The organism is Microbacterium sp. RG1 (genome assembly GCF_005347485.1).
GTDB lineage: Bacteria > Actinomycetota > Actinomycetes > Actinomycetales > Microbacteriaceae > Microbacterium > Microbacterium binotii_A.
Window position 1 is genome coordinate 1,046,493 of sequence record NZ_CP034121.1, and the last position, 19,449, is coordinate 1,065,941.

General features: G+C 68.7%; 22 protein-coding genes and 2 tRNA genes. 17 read left to right on the plus strand and 7 right to left on the minus strand.

Translation table 11 applies throughout. The features are described 5' to 3' along the window. The first annotated feature begins 45 nt into the window (after positions 1 to 45). From pepN to EHF32_RS05030, 8 genes are all read left to right on the plus strand, one after another. On the plus strand, positions 46 to 2,586 hold the full coding sequence (gene pepN / locus EHF32_RS04995) for an aminopeptidase N (RefSeq protein WP_137419127.1): 2,541 nt from the start codon (positions 46 to 48) through the stop codon (positions 2,584 to 2,586). A 139-nt stretch (positions 2,587 to 2,725) separates the two neighbouring features. Then, complete coding sequence (locus tag EHF32_RS05000; RefSeq protein WP_137417097.1) at positions 2,726 to 3,637, plus strand: ABC transporter ATP-binding protein; 912 nt, start codon at positions 2,726 to 2,728, stop codon at positions 3,635 to 3,637. Next, complete coding sequence (locus EHF32_RS05005; RefSeq protein ID WP_137417098.1) at positions 3,634 to 4,479, plus strand: ABC transporter permease; 846 nt, start codon at positions 3,634 to 3,636, stop codon at positions 4,477 to 4,479. Before EHF32_RS05000 ends, EHF32_RS05005 begins: the two co-directional genes overlap by 4 nt. 10 nt (positions 4,480 to 4,489) lie before the next feature. Then, positions 4,490 to 5,737 (plus strand): sensor histidine kinase, encoded by a 1,248-nt coding sequence (locus tag EHF32_RS05010; RefSeq protein WP_137417099.1) that lies wholly within the window; start codon positions 4,490 to 4,492, stop codon positions 5,735 to 5,737. Further along, positions 5,734 to 6,423 carry a response regulator gene (locus EHF32_RS05015; RefSeq protein WP_137417100.1) on the plus strand — a complete coding sequence of 230 codons (690 nt, stop codon included), beginning with the start codon at positions 5,734 to 5,736 and terminating at the stop codon, positions 6,421 to 6,423. Before EHF32_RS05010 ends, EHF32_RS05015 begins: the two co-directional genes overlap by 4 nt. A gap of 10 nt (positions 6,424 to 6,433) precedes the next feature. Further along, the gene (locus tag EHF32_RS05020) at positions 6,434 to 7,603 is read left to right on the plus strand and encodes a mechanosensitive ion channel family protein (RefSeq protein ID WP_443189857.1); all 1,170 of its coding nucleotides are present in this window, start codon (positions 6,434 to 6,436) and stop codon (positions 7,601 to 7,603) included. Then, positions 7,600 to 8,058 (plus strand): globin, encoded by a 459-nt coding sequence (locus tag EHF32_RS05025; protein ID WP_137417101.1) that lies wholly within the window; start codon positions 7,600 to 7,602, stop codon positions 8,056 to 8,058. Before EHF32_RS05020 ends, EHF32_RS05025 begins: the two co-directional genes overlap by 4 nt. Positions 8,059 to 8,083: 25 nt before the next feature. Next, positions 8,084 to 9,712 (plus strand): FAD-binding dehydrogenase, encoded by a 1,629-nt coding sequence (locus EHF32_RS05030; RefSeq protein WP_238343795.1) that lies wholly within the window; start codon positions 8,084 to 8,086, stop codon positions 9,710 to 9,712. A 4-nt stretch (positions 9,713 to 9,716) separates the two neighbouring features. On the opposite strand, the gene EHF32_RS05035 is transcribed toward EHF32_RS05030, so the two are convergent. Further along, complete coding sequence (locus EHF32_RS05035) at positions 9,717 to 10,382, minus strand: hypothetical protein (RefSeq protein WP_137417103.1); 666 nt, start codon at positions 10,380 to 10,382, stop codon at positions 9,717 to 9,719. A gap of 47 nt (positions 10,383 to 10,429) precedes the next feature. Here EHF32_RS05035 and EHF32_RS05040 point away from each other — a divergent pair, with 47 nt between their 5' ends. After that, positions 10,430 to 11,341, plus strand: coding sequence for an acyl-CoA thioesterase (locus tag EHF32_RS05040; RefSeq protein WP_137417104.1), 912 nt, complete (start codon positions 10,430 to 10,432; stop codon positions 11,339 to 11,341). Here EHF32_RS05040 and EHF32_RS05045 read toward each other — a convergent pair. The 4 genes from EHF32_RS05045 to ssb form a co-directional block, all read right to left on the minus strand. Continuing rightward, entirely contained in the window at positions 11,338 to 11,826 is a 489-nt protein-coding gene (locus EHF32_RS05045) for an acyl-CoA thioesterase (RefSeq protein WP_137417105.1), read from the minus strand. The two genes, EHF32_RS05040 and EHF32_RS05045, sit on opposite strands and share 4 nt — an antisense overlap. Positions 11,827 to 11,890: 64 nt before the next feature. Next, on the minus strand, positions 11,891 to 13,570 hold the full coding sequence (gene ettA / locus EHF32_RS05050; protein WP_137417106.1) for an energy-dependent translational throttle protein EttA: 1,680 nt from the start codon (positions 13,568 to 13,570) through the stop codon (positions 11,891 to 11,893). 43 nt (positions 13,571 to 13,613) lie between these two features. Further along, positions 13,614 to 14,099 carry a DUF6993 domain-containing protein gene (locus EHF32_RS15890; RefSeq protein WP_234075335.1) on the minus strand — a complete coding sequence of 162 codons (486 nt, stop codon included), beginning with the start codon at positions 14,097 to 14,099 and terminating at the stop codon, positions 13,614 to 13,616. A 16-nt stretch (positions 14,100 to 14,115) separates the two neighbouring features. Beyond that, positions 14,116 to 14,592 (minus strand): single-stranded DNA-binding protein, encoded by a 477-nt coding sequence (gene ssb, locus EHF32_RS05060; protein ID WP_137417107.1) that lies wholly within the window; start codon positions 14,590 to 14,592, stop codon positions 14,116 to 14,118. A 216-nt stretch (positions 14,593 to 14,808) separates the two neighbouring features. On the opposite strand from ssb, the gene EHF32_RS05065 reads away from it, so the two are divergent. Next, positions 14,809 to 15,039: a hypothetical protein gene (locus EHF32_RS05065; protein ID WP_137417108.1), complete on the plus strand. Its 231-nt coding sequence runs from the start codon at positions 14,809 to 14,811 to the stop codon at positions 15,037 to 15,039. Positions 15,040 to 15,043: 4 nt separating this feature from the next. Here the strand turns inward: EHF32_RS05065 and yczR are convergent, their stop codons facing one another. Further along, entirely contained in the window at positions 15,044 to 16,471 is a 1,428-nt protein-coding gene (gene yczR / locus EHF32_RS05070; protein WP_137417109.1) for a MocR-like transcription factor YczR, read from the minus strand. Positions 16,472 to 16,534: 63 nt separating this feature from the next. Here yczR and yczE point away from each other — a divergent pair, with 63 nt between their 5' ends. Next, positions 16,535 to 17,167 (plus strand): membrane protein YczE, encoded by a 633-nt coding sequence (yczE, locus tag EHF32_RS05075; RefSeq protein WP_137417110.1) that lies wholly within the window; start codon positions 16,535 to 16,537, stop codon positions 17,165 to 17,167. Here the strand turns inward: yczE and EHF32_RS05080 are convergent. Next, a complete protein-coding gene (locus EHF32_RS05080) occupies positions 17,127 to 17,330 on the minus strand; it encodes a methyltransferase (RefSeq protein WP_137417111.1) in 204 nt (67 codons plus the stop codon). The genes yczE and EHF32_RS05080 overlap by 41 nt on opposite strands. Positions 17,331 to 17,416: 86 nt before the next feature. Between EHF32_RS05080 and EHF32_RS05085 the strand changes: the two genes are divergently transcribed. From EHF32_RS05085 to EHF32_RS05110, 6 genes are all read left to right on the plus strand, one after another. Continuing rightward, positions 17,417 to 17,492 (plus strand) — tRNA-Arg (locus tag EHF32_RS05085). 91 nt (positions 17,493 to 17,583) lie between these two features. Then, positions 17,584 to 18,162 (plus strand): oligoribonuclease, encoded by a 579-nt coding sequence (gene orn, locus EHF32_RS05090; RefSeq protein WP_238343833.1) that lies wholly within the window; start codon positions 17,584 to 17,586, stop codon positions 18,160 to 18,162. A gap of 37 nt (positions 18,163 to 18,199) precedes the next feature. After that, positions 18,200 to 18,275, plus strand: a tRNA-His gene (locus EHF32_RS05095). A gap of 33 nt (positions 18,276 to 18,308) precedes the next feature. Beyond that, the gene (locus tag EHF32_RS05100) at positions 18,309 to 18,659 is read left to right on the plus strand and encodes a metallopeptidase family protein (protein WP_137417113.1); all 351 of its coding nucleotides are present in this window, start codon (positions 18,309 to 18,311) and stop codon (positions 18,657 to 18,659) included. Continuing rightward, a complete protein-coding gene (clpS, locus tag EHF32_RS05105) occupies positions 18,650 to 18,961 on the plus strand; it encodes an ATP-dependent Clp protease adapter ClpS (protein ID WP_137417114.1) in 312 nt (103 codons plus the stop codon). The genes EHF32_RS05100 and clpS overlap by 10 nt, the downstream gene beginning before the upstream one ends. Continuing rightward, positions 18,958 to 19,449, plus strand: a complete 492-nt coding sequence (locus EHF32_RS05110; protein WP_137417115.1) for a DUF2017 family protein — start codon at positions 18,958 to 18,960, stop codon at positions 19,447 to 19,449. The genes clpS and EHF32_RS05110 overlap by 4 nt, the downstream gene beginning before the upstream one ends.

A 19,449-nucleotide genomic window follows, 5' to 3' on the forward strand; every position in this document is an offset into this window, starting at 1 on the left:
GCGATGCCGTGCCTTTCACACCCTCACCCCATGGGAGCAAACGCAGTGCCTGGAGAGAACCTCACCCGGATCGAGGCGCAGGAGCGCCGCGCGGTCGTCGACACCGAGTCTTACGAGATCGCGCTGGATCTGACCACGGGAGCGGAGCTGTTCCGCTCGACCAGCACCATCCGATTCGCCGCCACCGAGGGCGCTTCGACCTTCGTCGACCTCATCGCCGAGCGTGTGCACCGGATCACGCTCAACGGCGTCGACATCGACCCCTCCGCCTTCGCGGACTCCCGCATCCAGCTGGAGAACCTCGCCGCCCACAACGTGCTGACCGTCGACGCCGACGCGCGGTACACCAACAGCGGCGAGGGCCTGCACCGGTTCGTCGACCCGGTCGACGGCGAGGTCTACCTCTACTCGCAGTTCGAGGTACCCGATTCGCGGCGCGTGTTCGCCGTGTTCGAGCAGCCCGATCTGAAGGCGACCTTCCAGTTCACGATCACCGCTCCCGCCGCCTGGCAGGTCGTCTCCAACTCCCCCACGCCCGAGCCCGCGCCCACCGGCGACGGCATCGCGACGTGGACGTTCGAGCCCACTCCCCGCATCTCGTCGTACATCACGGCGCTCATCGCGGGCCCCTATGAGGTCACCCGCTCCGAGCTCACCAGCTCGTCCGGTCGCGTCATCCCGCTGGGTGTGTTCGCGCGCAAGAGCCTGTGGCAGTACCTCGACGCCGACTACGTCTTCGAGAAGACCCGTCAGGGATTTGCGTACTTCGAGGAGAAGTTCGGCGTCGCCTATCCGTTCGCGAAGTACGACCAGCTCTTCGTGCCCGAGTTCAACGCGGGTGCGATGGAGAACGCGGGCGCCGTGACGTTCACGGAGACGTACGTCTTCCGCAGCAAGGTCACGGATGCGGTCAAGGAGCGTCGTGTCGTCACGATCCTCCACGAGCTGGCCCACATGTGGTTCGGCGATCTCGTCACCATGAAGTGGTGGAACGACCTCTGGCTGAACGAGTCGTTCGCCGAGTGGGCATCCACCATCGCCACCGCCGAGGCCACCGAGTGGACCGAGGCATGGACGACGTTCAACGCGATGGAGAAGTCCTGGGCCTACCGCCAGGACCAGCTGCCGTCGACGCACCCCGTCGTCGCGGAGATCAACGACCTGGAGGATGTCCAGGTCAACTTCGACGGCATCACCTACGCCAAGGGCGGCTCCGTCCTGAAGCAGCTCGCGGCCTGGGTCGGCGTCGAGGCCTTCTTCGCCGGCGTGTCCGCGTACTTCCAGAAGCACGCGTGGGGCAACACCGAGCTGCCCGATCTGCTGACGGAGCTCGAGACCACGAGCGGCCGCGATCTGTCGGGCTGGTCGAAGAAGTGGCTGGAGACGGCCGGCGTCAACACGCTCACCCCCGCGGTGGATGAGTCCGTGGACGGCACCATCAGCAAGTTCTCCATCATCCAGACGGCCCCGGCGGACTACCCCACCATCCGTCCGCACCGTCTCGGCATCGGCTTCTACGACCTGCAGGGCGACGCCCTCGTGCGCGTGCACCACATCGAGCTCGACGTCGACGGCGACCGCACCGATGTCGCCGAGCTCGTGGGCCACCGCCGCCCCGACCTGATCCTCCTGAACGACGACGACTTGGCGTACGCCAAGATCCGGCTCGACGACCGGTCGTTGGCCACAGCCGTCGCTCACCTGTCGAAGATCAGCGACCCGCTCGCCCGTTCCCTCGTGTGGGGCGCCGCATGGGATCAGACGCGGGATGCGGAGGCCTCCGCCTCGGAGTACGTCCAGCTCGTCCTCGGCAACATCGCCGCCGAGACCGAGTCCACGACCGTGCGTACGACGCTCGCGCAGCTGCAGCTGACCGCGAACGCCTATGTCGACCCCGCCAAGCGCGATGCCACGCGTGCCGCCGTCGCCGACGGCCTCTGGGACCTCGCGCAGGGCGCCGCCGCAGGAAGCGACAGCCAGCTGCAGTTCGTGACCGCGTTCGCCTCGGCCGCGACGACCCCTGAGCACTTCGCGCGGGTGCGGAGCCTCCGCGAGCGCGAACTCGTCCTCGACGGTCTGGAGATCGACGCCGACCTGTCCTGGGCGCTGCTCGTCTCGCTCGCAGCGGGCGGACTCGTCACCACCACGGACATCGACGCCGCCCTCGCGGCGGACAACACGGCCAAGGGCGGAGAGTTCGCCGCCCAGGCGAAGGCGGCTCTGCCCACGGCAGAGGCCAAGCAGGCTGCGTGGGACGCGCTGGTCGGTTCGGACGACCTTCCCAACACCGTCGTCCGCTCGGCCGCAGCCGGCTTCACCCACCCGGCAGGTCGCGATCTGCTGGTCCCGTTCGTGTCGACCTACTTCGACATGCTGCTGCCGGTCTGGGAATCGCGCAGCTACCAGATCGCGAACTACCTCATCGTCGGCCTGTACCCGGCGCCTCTCGCGGATGTCGCGCTGCGCGACGCGACGCGTACCTGGCTCATCGAGAACCGCGACGCACCGGCGGCACTGCGTCGCCTCGTCGCCGAGAACCTCGCCGGCGTGGAGCGGGCCCTCTCCGTCCAGGAGGCGGACGCCTGATCGGCTGATCCGGAACGCCCCGTCGACCACCGGTCGACGGGGCGTTCCGTTCGTCTCCGCCTCTGGGACGAGGCGTACCGGAAGAGATCGGTACCACAGGGGGACGCGGCGGCGAGGTGCCGGCTCGTAGCGTGGAGCCATGATCGTCGCAGAGAACCTCACCAAGCAGTTCGGGGACAAGCACGCCGTCTCCGATGTCAGCTTCACCGTCCAGCCCGGCAAGGTCACCGGCTTCCTCGGACCCAACGGCGCCGGCAAGTCCACCACGATGCGCATGATCGTGGGACTCGACCGACCGACCCACGGCAACGTGACCGTCGACGGCGAGGACTACCGCAAGATGCGTTCCCCCCTCACCCGCGTCGGCGTACTTCTCGACGCCAAGGCCGTGCACACCGGCCGCTCGGCACGCAACCATCTGCGCGCGCTCGCGGCCACGCACGGCATCCCCACCTCCCGGGTCGACGAGGTCATCGCGCTGACGGGCCTCGAGTCGGTCGCCAAGAAACGCGCGGGCGGTTTCTCGCTCGGTATGGGCCAGCGCCTCGGCATCGCCGCAGCGCTGCTGGGCGACCCGCAGACGCTGATCCTCGACGAGCCGGTCAACGGCCTCGACCCCGAGGGCGTGCGCTGGGTGCGACAGTTCGTGCGTCACTACGCGAGCGAGGGGCGCACCGTCCTCCTGTCCAGCCACCTCATGAGCGAGATGGCGATCACCGCCGACCACATCATCGTGTTGGGCAAGGGTCGTGTCCTTGCGGACGCGCCCGTCTCGCAACTGGTCTCGGAGTGGACGAGCACCCGCATCCGCCTGCGCAGTCCTCGGCTCGCGGAGCTGATCCCCCTCATCTCGGGAGCAGGCGTCGAGATCACCCAGACCGAGCCTGGAACCGCCGACGTCGTCGGCGCGCTGCCCGAAGCCGTCGGTGACGCCGCGGCGGCTGCCGGCATCCCCCTTCACGAGCTGAGCCCGCAGAGCGGCTCGCTCGAAGACGCCTACCTCGCCCTCACCGGCGAATCCGTCGAGTACAAGAGCAAGGAAATCGCATGAGCGCCACCACCACCACCACCCCCGCGCGTCGCGTCACCGCGACGGAGGCTTCGTACCGCCTTTCCTTCCCCCGACTCGTGCGCAGCGAGACGCTCAAGCTTCTGACACTGCGCTCCCCCTGGTGGTCGATCGCGATCGTCGCCGTCCTTTCGATCGGTTTCTCACTGCTGATGGCGTGGGCGATCACGAGCTTCGACGGCGGCCCGCAGGGCGACGACGGTTCGTTGGCCACGATGGTGATCCTCGCGCCGACGACTTTCACGATGCTGCTCGCCGTGATCCTGGGCGCCATCCAGGTCACCGGTGAGTACTCGACCGGGATGATGCGCTCCACCCTGACGGCTGCGCCCGGACGACTCGGGTCGCTTCTCGCCAAGACGGTGGTCGTCGCCGGTTTCGTGTTCGTGTCCAGCGTCATCATCTTCGCGATCGCCGCCGCGGCGACCGCACCGATCATGGCGCGCAAGGACCTCGGACTCGACTTCTCGAATCCGGAGGTCTCCGTGCTGCCGCTGCTGGCCGGTGCCCTCACCATGGCCGTCATCGCGATCATCGGCGTCGCGACGGGCTACATCCTCCGCAACGGTCCGGGAGCGATCGCCCTCGGTGTGGGACTCGTGTTCGTCCTGCCCATCGTCCCCGCTTTCTTCGCCGCGCTGCCCGGATGGGGCTGGGTGCAGGATGCTGCCCGGTTCCTGCCCTCGAACGCGGGGCAGCTTCTGATGGGCACTTCGGGCGGAAGCAACCAGCTCGAGCCCTGGGCCGCGAGCCTCACGCTCGCCGCCTGGGTCGTCGTCGGGCTCGTGGGCGCGAGCGCCGTCCTGAAGAGCCGCGACGCGTAGAGTCGAGCGGATGAGCAAGCGCGGTCGGGCCGTCGCCGGGGCGGAGAGCACTCCCCCCGACGACGGCCTGCTGCTGCCGCGACCTCCGGGGGCCATCCGTCGGTACTGGTCGCGGCACCCGCGTTTCGCCGACGCGCTCGTCGCCTTCTTCGCCTTCGTCCTCTCCGGGCCGGGCCTGGTCGCTGCGGCTCCGATGGATCCCGCCTGGGCTCCCTTCGGCATGATCGTGTCGATCACCGTTCCGGCGAGCACCGCGATCGCGCTCCTCTGGCGCCGACGCTTCCCGCTCACGGTCTTCCTGGTCGCCGCCCTCCCCTACCTCTTCGCGCCGTACCCCATGCTGCCGAGCGGCGTCGCCCTCGCGATCGCCGTGTACTCGCTCTCGGTGTACCGTTCCAGCCGCGCCGCGTGGGCCGGCGCCGGAATCCTGAGCGGCGCGATCGTGATCTCCGGCCTCGTACGCGTGACGTTCGGCGAGAGCTGGTCGAGCGCGATGGGCGCGGCGGGCGCCACGATGGTCATGCTTCTGATCGGGGCGCTCATCGGCGCGAACGTCGGCGGCCGCAAGCGCTACGTCGAAGCACTCATCGAACGCTCCCGTCAGCTGACGATCGAGCGCGATCAGCAGGCGCAGCTCGCCACGGCGGCCGAGCGCACCCGTATCGCACGCGAGATGCACGACATCGTGTCGCACTCGCTGACGGTGATCGTGGCGCTGTCGGAGGGTGCCGCCGCGACGACCGACACCGAACGCGCCCGCTCCGCCGCCCGCACCGCGGCCGACACCGCCCGTGGCGCCCTGACCGAGATGCGGGCGATGCTGGGCGTGCTGCGCACGGATGATGCGGGCACCGCACCCCTGGCGCCCCTCACCGCCCCCTCGCCGCGGGAGGTCGTCGCCACCGCGCAGGGCGCGGGCTACCCGGTCGTGCTGCGTACCTCCGGACGCACGAGCACGCATGCGCCGACCACGGAGTTGGCGATCGGCCGCGTCGTGCAGGAGGGGATGACGAACGCGATGCGGCACGCACCTCGCGCGACGGAGGCCGTCGTCGAGATCCGCGAGGATCCGGATGCGGTGCGCATCAGGATCATGAACGACGGCGTCGCCGGAGAGCGTGACGAGGAGACCGCCGGCTTCGGTCTCCGCGGACTGACCGAGCGCGTCGCCCACGCCGGGGGCACTCTGCGCACCCGACGCGGCGACGGCACCTGGACCCTCGACGTCTGGCTGCCGACGGAGGAGAACACCCGATGAATGACCCGATCCGCATCCTGCTCGTCGACGACCAGGAGCTCATCCGGCTCGGCTTCCGCATGGTGCTGGACGCCGAAGACGACCTGCGGGTCGTCGGCGAAGCGGCAGACGGGGAATCCGCCGTCGCGGCCGTGGCAGCTTTCGAGCCCCATGTCGTCCTCATGGACGTGCGGATGCCGGGCGTCGACGGCATCGCCGCGACGGAACGCATCGTCGCCGCCCACCCCGACGCCCGCGTCCTCGTCTTGACCACCTTCGATCTCGACGAGTACGCGTTCGCCGCACTACGCGCGGGCGCGAGCGGGTTCCTGCTGAAGGACGCGCAACGCCACGAACTCATCTCGGCGATCCACGCGGTGCACCGGGGCGACGCCACCCTCTCACCGCGCGTGACGCGCCGCATGATCGAGCTCCTCGGCACACCGCCGGTGCGCTCCGCGGCCCCCGACCCGACCGATACCCTCACCGAGAGGGAGCGCGAGGTGTTCCTCGCGATGGCGCAAGGCGCCACGAACGCCGAGATCGCCGCGGCCCTGTTCCTGGGCGAATCCACCGTGAAGACGCACGTCGGCCGCATCCTCGCCAAACTCGGCGCGCGAGACCGCGTACAGGCGGTCGTGATCGCCCACCGTGCAGGGCTCGTCGACGGCGGCGGCATCCAGCTCGGTAAGAGCGGCGATCAGTAGCATCGAGAACGTGACGCACACCATCGTCTTCGACCCCAACGATCCGGCGTTCTGGCCGAACATCGGGTCCTTCTTCACCACCGCCGGGTTCAAGGCGCTCGGGGTGCTCGCCATCATCGTCGGCGCCATCGTCCTCTCCTGGATTCTCCGCGGAGTGATCCACCGCGTGGTGGAGCGCATCGTCTCGGGCGCGAAGAGCAAAGCTCAGGTCACCGACACCCAGGCGCTCGATCGCTCTCCGCTCGCCGCGGTCCGTCTGGTCCAACGCACCCGCACCCTGGGTTCGATCCTGCAGAACATCGTCAACGTGACGATCGTGATCATCGGCATCATCCTGATCGTCAACACGATCGACTCCGGCATCCTCGGCTCCTTCGCGCTGCTCACCGCGGCGATCGGCGCGGGACTCGGCTTCGGTGCGCAGAACATCGTGAAGGACGTGCTCAACGGCATCTTCATCGTCGCCGAGGACCAAGTGGGGATCGGCGACGTCGTCGACCTCGGTCTCGCCACCGGTGTCGTCGAGTACGTCAGCGTGCGCGTCACGCACGTACGCGACGTCAACGGGACGCTCTGGTACGTGCGCAACGGCGAGATCACCCGCATCGGCAACATGTCGCAGGGGTGGTCACGGGTCATCATCGACCTCTCCGTCCCCGTCGACGCCGACCTGGACGCGGTGGAGAAGGCGATGCTCGACGCGGCGAAGCAGCTCGCGAAGGATCCCAAGTGGCGTACCAGGATCATCGAGCAGCCCGAGATCTGGGGGTTGGAGTCGATCTCCGGGGATGCTCTCGTGATCCGGCTCGTCATGAAGACTCGCTCCAACGCCAAGGACGACGTCGCGCGAGAGCTCCGGGTACGCCTGAAGCGTGCGATGGACGCCATGGGCATCCAGCTGCCGCTGCTGAACTCGATCATGCTGAGCGGACTGGAGGCGGCGGGTCGCGTGCGCGGAGCGAACCCTCCCCGCACCAAGCCCATCCCCGTCGCTGCAGACGAACGCCCGGTGTGGCGCCCGAAGCGCACGGGGAGGGGCGCCCGCGCCGCCACGGAAGCCGCCGCCGAGAGCGAGGCGGTCGCCCGCGCCGGAGACGGAGCGTCAACGAGCGATGACACGCATTCGGCGGCGCCGCGAAAGCCACGAAAGCCCCGCACCCCACCCGAGGAGTCCGCATGAGTGAGCAGCCGATCAGTTTCTACGATCAGGTCGGTGGCCACGCGTTCTTCACGAAGCTCGTGGATGCGTTCTACGAGGGCATCGCCGGCGACGAGGTTCTGCGACCCATGTACCCGGAGGCCGATCTCGGCCCCGCCAAGGTGCGCATGCAGACCTTCCTCGAGCAGTACTGGGGCGGACCCACCACCTACAGCGAGCAGCGGGGTCATCCGCGACTGCGTATGCGTCACGCCGCGTTCCACGTCGATCCGGATGCCCGTGACCGGTGGCTCTCGCACATGCGACGCGCGGTCGATGCCTGCGAGCTGCCCCCGATCCTCGAGGCGACCCTGTGGGACTACCTGCAGCGTGCGGCCTATGCCATGGTGAACACGTTCGAGCCGTCAGGCATCGGACCTGCGGCGGGGACGCGCGCCTCGCTCCCGGTCGATCCTGCGGCGACCACGAAGGAGTGACCGTGACCGCACCGATGTTCTCGTCGTGGGATGGGGTCTGGCGGGACTCGTGGCCGCCTGCGAGGCGCTGCGCGCCGGCAGGTCGGTGACGATCGTCGACCAGCAGCCGCGCGTCGACCTCGGCGGCCAGGCGTGGTGGTCGTTCGGGGGGCTGTTCCTGATCGACTCCCCCGAGCAACGCCGGATGGGCATCAGGGACTCACCTGAGCTCGCCGAGCAGGACTGGTTCGCGACCGCCGGCTTCGACCGGGAGGAGGACGAGTGGCCCGCGCGATGGGCGCGCGCGTACCTCGATTTCGCGCACGGGGAGAAGCGCTCGTGGCTGCGCCAGCGCGGCGTGTCGTTCTTCCCCGTCGTGGGCTGGGCGGAACGCGGCGGCTACACCGCGACCGGTCCTGGCAACTCCGTTCCGCGCTTCCACATCACCTGGGGCACCGGCCCCGGCCTGGTCGCTCCGTTCGCGGCGGAGATCGAGGAGGCGGAGGCCGCGGGACGCGTGCGCATCCTCGCACGTCATCGCGTCACCGGGCTCGAGACGACCGCTGGTGCCGTCACGGGGGCCCGTGGCGACGTTCTCATCCCCGCAGACACCGACCGCGGAAGGGCGACTCCGCACGACGTGATCGGCGTCTTCTCCATCCAGGCGGGCGCGACCATCGTCACCAGCGGTGGCCTCGGCGGCAACCATGCGCTGGTCCGCGAGCGCTGGCCGGAGCGTCTGGGGACCCCGCCGGCGACCATGGTCGCCGGCGTCCCTGCCTATGTCGACGGCGCGATGCTCTCGGTCGCGGAGCAGGCAGGAGCCAGGCTCATCGGCGGCGACCGGATGTGGCACTACGTCGAGGGCCTTCAGAACTGGGACCCGATCTGGCCGCAGCACGGGATCCGCATCCTTCCGGGCCCCTCCTCCGTCTGGCTGGATGCGACCGGCAAGCGACTGCCCGTCCCCTTGTTCCCCGGCTTCGACACCCTCGGAACCCTGGCCCATCTCCGCGCCACCGGACACGACCATTCCTGGTTCGTCCTCTCCGAACGCATCGCCGAGAAGGAGTTCACCCTCTCCGGCAGCGAGCAGAACCCGGATCTGACCGATAAGGACGTCTCTCTGCTCGTGCGCTCGCGGCTCGGAAAGGGCGCATCGGCTCCGGTGCGCGCCTTCCTCGAGCACGGCGCAGACTTCGTGCGCGCGGACCGGCTCGAGGATCTGCTCGCCGGTATGCGCGACCTCCCCGGCGGCGATGCTCTCGATACCGACACGGCCCGGCGGGAGATCGAGGCGCGCGACCGTGAGATGGACAACCCGTTCACGAAGGACGCCCAGGTGGCGATGCTGCGCTCCGCGCGGGCGTTCCGCGGCGATCGACTGGTGCGCACAGCCCGGCCGCACCGCATCCTCGACCGCGCGGGCGGGGGTCTGATCGCGGTCAAGCTGCACGTGCTGACGCGCAAGTCTCTCGGTGGCATCCTGACCGACCTCGACTCGAGGGCGCTCGATGCGCAAGGTGAGGCGATCCCGGGACTCTACGCCGCCGGCGAGGCCGCCGGTTTCGGGGGCGGCGGCGTGCACGGCTACCGAGCGCTGGAGGGAACGTTCCTCGGCGGCTGCCTCTTCTCCGGGCGTGCCGCAGGACGGGCGGCCGCGCGCGCCATCTGAATCTTCACATACCCGTCACCCGCACCGCGGTCATCCCGGATCGCATCGGCACGCGCACGAGGATGTGCCCCCGCGAGAGCGAGACGCGCGTCCAACCGGGGGCGGAGAACACGCGACCGTTCTCCTCGCCGAGCACGAAGCCCATCGCGACCGCGCCGAAAGCGACGGCGCGCAGCTGGGAGCCCAGGGCCTCGTCCGGCTCTCCCCACACCCGGAGCCTGGCCGCGCGCACGATCTCCTCGCCGGGGTCGCTCGGCAGCGCATGGGCGACAGCCGCCATACCCCACTGCGCCCGTGCGGCCAGGAGCTCCGATGCGATCCGGCCCGACGACTCCCATCCGGACCGCGGCGGGGACACGCCCGCCCACGCGGGCCGGACGGCCGTCTCCCCCAGCTCGATCGCGGTGTCCGATGCGGCGATCAGTTGCGACGAGGGCACGCTGAGATCGCACTCGAGCTCCGGATCGACAGGGAGGACGCGCATCGCCAGTACCGTGGGCGTCGCGTCGAGCAGGCCCCGCGAGGCCAGCACCGCGGTGGTCATCGTCAGCACGCCGCCGGCTCCGCGGAAGTGGACGGCCGCTTCACGATCGAGCGCTCCGGCCCGTCCGGCGAACGTCAGAGCATCTGCCGCGGCCTCGGGATCGGGGAACAGAAGACGAGCGGACACCCCACCTAAACTAGCAACGCGTGCATGCGGCGAGCCGAGGAGAACCAATGACGACCAGCGATGAACCCACCGGCGGGCGCACGGCCAACGCCAGCGACCCCGTCGGCTCCCTCATCGAGGTCCTCTCGATCGCGTCGAGCGAGGCGCGCACGACCGAGGACATCTTCACGGGCGACTCGCATGCGATGCCCCTCGGACGCATCTACGGCGGGCAGGTGCTCGGGCAGTCGGTGGTCGCCGCCTCCCGCACGGTGGCAGACGACCGTCCGATCCACTCCATGCACGGATACTTCCTGCGCCCCGGCGACTCGTCCCGGGGGCTGACGTTCTCGGTGGACCGCCTGCGTGATGGCCGGTCCTTCTCGGCGCGCCGCACGCAGGCGTACCAGGAGGGCGTGCCGATCTTCTCGATGATCGCCTCGTTCCAGACCGACGATGCCGGCCTCGACCATGCCGAGCCAATGCCGGACGTGCCCCACCCCGAGGCGCTCGTGCCGCAGGAGTCGGACCAGCTGCATCCTCTGTCGATGCGCAGCATCAGCGAACTGCCGGTCGAGGTCCGCCACGTCCCGGGGACGCTGTTCGAAAGCGAAGCGGTGACCCCGGAGCCGCATCAGAGCGTGTGGATGCGGTTGCGCCGCCCCTTGCCGGCAGATCCCCTGCTGCACCGAGCGATGCTGGCGTATCTCTCAGACATGACCATTCAGGAGTCGATCCTGCGCGCGCACGGCCTCACGTGGCGCACGCCGCGCCTCAATGTGGCGAGCCTCGATCACGCGATGTGGTGGCACCGTCCGGCCGCCGTCGACGACTGGCTGCTGTACACACAGGACTCCCCCAGTGCACGTGGCGGGCGCGGACTCGCGACCGGCCGCATCTACACGCGTGCCGGCGAACTCGTCGCCAGCGTCGCGCAGGAGATCATGGTGCGTGTTCCTGCGCCGGACGACGCGTCCTAGCGGCGTCGCGCGTAGGCGATCGGCGCGCCCAGGTACGGTTCCCAGGCCTCGCGCATCCGCTCGGTCAGCCGCATCGGCCGCCCGGTGGCGGCGTCGACCGTGACCACGACGGCGGAGGAGCGGGCGTAGAGGGTTTGAGGATCCTTCCCCGTCAGTGGGCTGAACACCTCGTAGCAGACCTCCATGCTGGATCCGCCGAGGCTCCCGAACCACAACTGCACGTCGAGCGGTGCACGCTGGTACGGCACCGGATGCAGGTATTCGATCTCCTGGCGCGCGATGAGGGTGAGCACCCCGGCCGTGGCGCCGGCCGGGACGACAGCGGTCGGATACTGCGGCTCACCGTCATCCGCCGCCCAGAAGGCGCGCACACGCGCCTCCTCGAGAAGCTTGAGCATCGAGGTGTTGTTGACGTGATTGAACGCGTCGAGGTCCCCCCATCGCAGGTGGATGGGCACGTGAAGTCGCAGCTCGCCCTCGGTCATGGTCTCTCCCACTGCTCGAATGCAGAATGCGGATCGCCCCGTGAGGGGCGATCCGCATCCGACATCAGTCGCGCGTCAGCTTGCGGTGCGTCGAACGGTGCGGGTTGGCCGCATCCGGACCGAGGCGCTCGATCTTGTTCTGCTCGTACGCCTCGAAGTTGCCCTCGAACCAGTACCACTGAGCGGGGTTCTCGTCCGTCCCCTCGTAGGCGAGGATGTGGGTCGCGATGCGGTCGAGGAACCACCGGTCGTGCGTGATGACGACGGCACAGCCGGGGAACTCCAGCAACGCGTTCTCGAGCGAGCTCAGAGTCTCGACGTCCAGGTCGTTGGTCGGCTCGTCGAGCAGCAGCAGGTTGCCGCCCTCCTTGAGCGTCAGCGCCAGGTTCAGGCGGTTGCGCTCACCACCGGAGAGGACGCCGGCCTTCTTCTGCTGGTCCGGGCCTTTGAACCCGAACTTGGAGACATAGGCGCGCGAGGGGATCTCGGTCTTGCCGACCGTGATGATGTCGAGTCCGTCGGAGACGACCTCCCACAGCGTCTTGTTGGGATCGATGTTCGCGCGCGACTGGTCGACGTAGCTGATCTTCACTGTCTCGCCGACCTTCAGGTCGCCGCCGTCGAGCGGCTCCAGCCCGACGATCGTCTTGAAGAGTGTCGTCTTGCCGACACCGTTCGGGCCGATGACACCGACGATGCCGTTCGGCGGAAGACTGAAGCTGAGGCCATCGATGAGGACGCGATCACCGAAGCCCTTGTGGAGCTTCTTCGCTTCGATGACGACGTTTCCGAGGCGAGGCCCGGCGGGGATCTGGATCTCCTCGAAGTCCAGCTTCCGCGTGCGCTCCGCCTCCGCCGCCATCTCTTCGTAGCGCGCGAGACGCGCCTTCGACTTGGTCTGGCGTCCCTTCGCACTCGAACGCACCCACTCGAGTTCGTCCTTGAGACGCTTGGCGAGCTTCGCGTCCTTCTTGCCCTGGACGTCGAGACGCTCGGCCTTCTTCTCGAGATACGTCGAGTAGTTGCCCTCGTAGCCGATCAGGCGACCACGATCGACCTCGGCGATCCACTCCGCGACGTTGTCGAGGAAGTAGCGATCGTGGGTGATCGCGATGACGGCACCCTTGTAGGACTGCAGGTGCTGCTCGAGCCAGAGCACGCTTTCCGCGTCCAGGTGGTTGGTGGGCTCGTCGAGCAGGAGCAGGTCGGGCTTCTGGAGGAGAAGCTTCGCCAGCGCGACGCGGCGACGCTCACCGCCGGAGAGCGGTCCGATCGCGGCGTCACCGGGCGGGGTGCGAAGTGCATCCATCGCCTGCTCGAGCTGCGAGTCGAGGTCCCAGCCGTCGGCCGCGTCGATCTCCTCCTGCAGCACGCCCATCTCGGCCAGCAGCGCGTCGAAGTCCGCGTCGGGATCGGCCATGAGGCCCGAGATCTCGTTGAACCGGTCGAGCTTGGCCTTGATCGCGACGCCGTCCTGGATGTTCTCCAGCACGGTCTTCGTCTCGTCGAGCTCGGGCTCCTGCATCAGAATGCCGACGCTGTAGCCCGGGCTCAGCTTCGCCTCACCGTTGGAGGGCTGGTCGAGACCGGCCATGATCTTGAGGATCGTCGACTTACCGGCGCCGTTCGGACCCACCATGCCGATCTTCGCACCGGGGAGGAACGCCATCGTGACGTCGTCGAGGATGAGCTTCTCGCCGACCGCCTTGCGGGCACGGACCATGGAGTAGATGTATTCGGCCATATCCGCTCCAGTCTAGACGGCGCTCACCCGCCCCGCCGCCGGACTACCAGTCGATGGCGCGGGTGCGACCGATCAGACACGTGCCGTCGGAAAGGATCGGCTCCACAACGGTGACAGCCTCACGCGTGGCAGGTCCCACCTGGCCGATCAAGCACTCATCGCCCCATCGCACCGAGAACTGGATGCTCTCGGCGGGGTTGTTCACCGTGGACTGATCAGGGGTGACCTGCATCGCCGCCTTATCGAAGCCCGCCGCCGTGAGCGCATCGATGTAGGCGCGACCCGCGACCTGATCGGGGCCGGCCCAGACCGCATCCACCACGCTCGTGAACAGCGGCAGGTTGTCCTCGGCCGAACCCTCCGGGACAAGTGTCGGCGCCGGGCTCGGAGCCGGCGTCGTGGCGATGGGTGTCGACACCGAGACGGTCGGACTCGGTTCGGGTGACGGCGTGCACGCCGCCAGCACCACGGAGCCGGCCGCGGCCACGAGGACGAGAGCGGACAGTCGGACGGCGCGGGGCGGGGTCACGTGGCCAGTTTAGGCATCAGAACGGCGTCGCTCCGACGCGCGCCTCTTCGCCCACTGCGCCGGGCGCGGCCCATCCGTCGTCGTCTACCGGGCCCGCGGGGTGGCTTGCGTCGTGGCCGGCCGAGTCCTCCGACCGTGCGCCGGTACGCGTGTAGACGGTCGTGCCCCACCGCAGGTCATGGCCCACCGCCTCCGCCTCGATCTCCGCCGAGACGCCCTTCTTCGTGTCGGTCTCCCATTCCTGCAACGAGAAGCGACCGCTCACGAAGACCCTCTCGCCCGATCCGATCGAGCGGTGGATGTTCTCCGCCAGTCCCCGGTAGGCGCTCACGCGATACCAGCTCGTTCTGCCGTCGACCCACTGCGAGGTCTGCCTGTCCTGGCGACGTTCCGTCACGCCGACGCGGAAGCTGACGACCGCGTCGCCGGAGGGCATGCGCCGCAGCTCGGGGGTCGCGGCAACGTTCCCGACGATCGTGATGCGTTCCTTCATGATGTGTCTCCTCTCGACCGGGCACGTGGGACGACGCTGCGGCGCCCGGGTGCCCGACGGGCGCCGCAGCGGAGACCACTGTGCCCGTTCGATCCGGGCGGGAAGGCCCTCGCGTGCCTTGATGAGGCGGAACCGCCGCCAGCCACTCGCTGGGGAGGAACGAAGGTGCGGTGTCGGTGGTCGTCGATAACGTCGGAGCGACGGGAGGGATGAGCGATGAACGCACGGACGGGAGCGGCGACCGCACCATCTCTGGTCGCCCTCGGAATGGATCGGTGGCGCGTGCTCGATGGCGCGGGGGTCGTGATCGGCGTCGTCGACGCGTTGTTGCGCCCCGAGGGGACGTGCTACCGCGCCCGTCGTTATCGGTGGTCGTCGCGGAGCTTTGTCGACGTCGGAGAGTTCTGGCGACGTGATGACGCGGTCGCCGTGCTCCGACGCGGCTGAGCCCTCACACGACCGCGTCCAGCGCACCCTCTCTGAGCGCTGTCGCTCCCCCGGTGGTCCGCCGCCAAGCACGAGCGATCCCGTCGACGGCGCGCTCGAGATCGGACGCGGATGCGGTGAAGGGGATGCGCAGGTTCTTCTCGAATCCCCCATCCACCCCGAACCGGGGCCCCGCAGACAGGAGGACGCCCTCCGTGCGCGCGGCGAGCACGAGCGCGCTGCTGAACGGTCGATCCAGCTCCACCCAGAGCGCCACTCCGCCGTCGACCGCGGGAACGTTCCACTCGGGCAACTGCTCCGCCAGCGCCGCGCCGACCGCGTCGCGTCCCGTCCGCAGAAGATGCGCCCGCTGCGCGATCACCTGGGGAAGATGCGGCAGGAGAAGCGTCGCGACGTGCTGTTCCCAGTCAGGGGTGCCGAGTTCGATCGGAAAGCGGGCAGCGATGAGCCGACGGATGAGCTGTTCCTCGGCCCGAACCCATCCGACGCGCAGACCGCCCCAGACCGTCTTCCCGAACGAACCGACACGCACGATCTGATCGTCCTGGCGCTCCGCCCCGAACGGCGGCGGGTCGATTGCCCGGTCGATGTCGAGATCGGCCGTCGTCTCGTCGACGATGAGCGTCGTTCCCACACGCTCCGCCATCGTCGCGAACAGCTCGCGTTCACTCCCGGTCATCGAGCGCCCCGTCGGATTCTGGAAGTCCGGCATCAGGTACGCGAGAGTGGGGCGTACACGAGTGAACACCTGCTCGGCGCGATCCAGATCCCACCCCTCATCCGGAGTGACCGGAACGCTCACCAGTCTCGCACCGGCAGAACGCAGCGCCTCGGCGGCGTGCGGATACGTCGGACTCTCGATGAGCGCTCGATCACCGCGGCGCACGAGCACGGTCGCCAACAGGTGCAGGGCGCTCTGCGCCCCGCTCGTGATGAGGATCTGGGCCGACGTGGTCGGGATGCCACGTCGCGTGTACCGGTCGGCCAACGCGGCGCGCAGTTCCTCGCGTCCGACCACGTCGTAGCCGGGGCGCGCCAGGAGCGCCGGCGCCTGCGCGGCAGCCTCGGCGAACACGCCGGCAAGACCGGGCCACGCCGCGGGGCTCGCCTGCTGAAGGTCGATGGCGCGAGGGTCGGAGACCGTTCTGGTGGCCGCGCGCTGCGGAGCGCCCTGCGTGACGCTTCCCGAACCGCGGAGGCTGCGGATGTGGCCGCTGTCGCGCAGACTCCGGTACGCGGCGGCAACCGTCGTACGGCTGACACCGAGCACGGCGGCGAGTTCCCGCTCCGCCGGCAGCGCGGTCCCGGCAGGGAGCCTGTTGTCGAGACAGAGGAGGCGGATCCCGTCCGCGAGGGCTTCATACGCGGGTTCGCTCGTGCGCCATCCACCCAGACGGGCTGTCAGCGCACGCGCGCTCACTCGGGAGTCCATGCAAGCCAGTCTACTCAGATTGGCATCTTTGCCTCGATCCAATTCTGCGGTGTGCTGAGGGGCATGACCACACGACTGATCCGCCTCGTCGTCGGCTTGGCGATCTACGGCGCCGGCGAGGCGCTCATCGTTCGCGCAGGACTCGGCGTGGATCCCTGGACCGTCCTCGCCCAGGGCATTTCGCTGCACACCGGGTGGGGCATCGGCTGGATCGTGAATCTCCTGGGGGTGGCCGTGATGCTGGCCTGGATCCCGCTGCGCCAACGACCCGGCGTCGGAACTCTGGCCAACATCCTCCTGCTGGGAACGAGCATGCAGGTGGTGCTGGATGTCGTTCCCGACGCCGATGGGATCCCCGCCCAGATCCTGGTGCTCCTCGGCGGGATCGTCCTGGTGGCCTTCGCAACAGGCCTCTACATCAGCGCAGAACTCGGGCCCGGTCCACGCGACGGGCTGATGACGGGGCTTCACATCCGCTTCGGCCTGCCCATCTGGATCGCGCGGGGAAGCATCGAACTGACGGTCGTCGGCGCGGGCTGGCTGCTCGGAGGGTCCGTGGGCGTCGGGACCGTCGCGTTCGCGCTCCTCATCGGACCGCTCGTGCACCGCGCCCTGCCGCTGCTGGCGCGACGACCCCGCGTGACGCGCTCGCCGATCAGTGCTGACGGAACTCCGGCCACGCCGAGCCGGGCTTGAGGTGCGCGCGCAGCGCGCCCTTCGCGATCTCCATGCTCGGATAGCTTCCGAGATGGTCGTCCGCACCGCTCATCGTGACGACATACTCCCCGGCGTCCTTTCGGATGCTGCCCACCACACCGGTGTTCCCGTAGGCCACCCATAGCGCTTCGGTCGTGCTCATGCCGAACCTCCTCGTCCGTGTGCGGCCGACGCTACGCCGTCCGACGGTCGGGCACCAGGCCCATCGCGCTACGCTGGACGGTGCGGCCCCCCGTAGCTCAGCGGATAGAGCAGGAGCCTTCTAATCTCTTGGTCGCAGGTTCGATTCCTGCCGGGGGGACCACCGTCTCCGACTCGTCCGCGTCGGAACACACGAGGAGGATGTGCACGTGAGTACGACCGATGGCGACCGGCTGGTGTGGATCGACTGCGAGATGACGGGTCTCGATCCGCAGATCGACGAGCTCGTCGAGATCGCGATCGTCGTGACGGACTTCGAGCTGAACGTCCTTGACGAGGGTTTCCAGATCGTCATACGCCCGGATGCCTCCGCACTGGCGAACATGAACGATTTCGTCACCGAGATGCACCGTTCGTCCGGACTTCTCGAGGAGATGCCCTCCGGTGTGAGCGTCGCCGAGGCCGAGTTCCAGGCGCTCGAGTACGTGCAGCGCTTCGCGCCGATCGAGGGCAAGGCGCCGCTGGCGGGCAACACGATCGGCACGGACCGCGCCTTCCTCGCCCGCTACATGCCCCGACTCGACCGGTGGCTGCACTACCGCAACGTCGACGTCTCGAGCATCAAGGAGCTCTCGCGCCGCTGGTATCCGCGGGTCTACTTCAACGCACCCGCCAAGAACGGCGGCCACCGGGCCCTCGCCGACATCCGCGAATCCATCCGCGAGCTGGCCTATTACCGCGAAGCCGTGTTCGTGTCGCAGCCCGGTCCGTCCAGCGACGACGCGAAGTCCGTCGCAGCGAACGTCGTGTCATCATTTGCCCCCGAGGTGTGAGAGAATCGTTTGGTTGCCCGCGCGAGCGGGAGACATGGTGGCTATAGCTCAGTTGGTAGAGCACCGCGTTGTGGTCGCGGGGGTCGCGGGTTCAAGCCCCGTTAGCCACCCCACTTCTTTCCTCGGTTGCGAGGCAGGGTCGCCTGATGCTTGAGATGGATCACGAGAGCTTCGAACGCCTCGTCGTCGACGAACTCGATCGCCTCCCCGACGACATGGTCGACGGTCTCGACAATGTCGTGTTCGTGGTCGAAGACCGCTCGGACGACGATCAGGGCGAGCTGTTCGGTCTGTATGACGGGTGGGCACTCACTGAGCGCGATCGCTATGGCGTCGGCGAGCTTCCGGATCGGATCGTGGTGTACCGCGAGCCCCACCTGAACGCCTGCGCCGACGAACAGGAACTCCGCGACGAGGTGCATACGACGCTCGTCCACGAGATCGCGCACTTCTACGGCATCGATGACGCGCGCCTGCACGAGCTGGGATGGGCATGATGGCCGCGCTCGCGAGTCCCGACATCGACGAACGGGTCGATCTCGGCGCGGTCGACGCCCTCGACCCGCACTGGCAGACCGTCGTGTGGAACGACCCCGTCAACCTGATGAGCTACGTCGTCCACGTCTTCCGCGAGTACTTCGGCTTCTCCCGGGAGGAGGCCACCCGGCGCATGATGGCGGTACACAACGACGGGCACGCGGTCGTGGCGGAGGGGATGCGGGAGCAGATGGAACTGCACGCGCAGGCGATGCACGACTACGGACTCTGGGCCACCGTCCGACGGGCGCCCGGCGCATGAGCGACGCGGTCACACTCTCCTTCACGCGCGTCGAGGCCGTCCACCTCCGGGGTCTCGTCGGACAGTTCGTCGATCTGCTCGCGGACGCGGATGCCGCATCCGACCCGGCTGTGGCGCGCCTGACGCCCTCGGCCTATCCCGAGGACGCGGCGTCGGCGGATCAGTTCCACGCCGCGACCCGCGCTGACCTCCTGCGCCGTCGGAGTGCGGAGGCGGGCACCGTCCTCGCGGATCTCGCCAGCGCGGGGGAACTGGACCCGTCCGACGACGACGCCTTCGACGAGGCGCTCGCACAGATGGACATCACGCTCGAGCCGCGCCAGGTGGCGGCATGGATGCGGACACTCAATGCCGTCCGGCTCGTCCTGGCCGCACGGCTGGGCATAGACGACGAGGACGATCACCCGGCGGACGATCCCCGCTTCGGCGTGTACGAGTGGCTCGGCTATCGGCTCGAGCTGTTGATCGGCGCCACCGACGACTCCTGA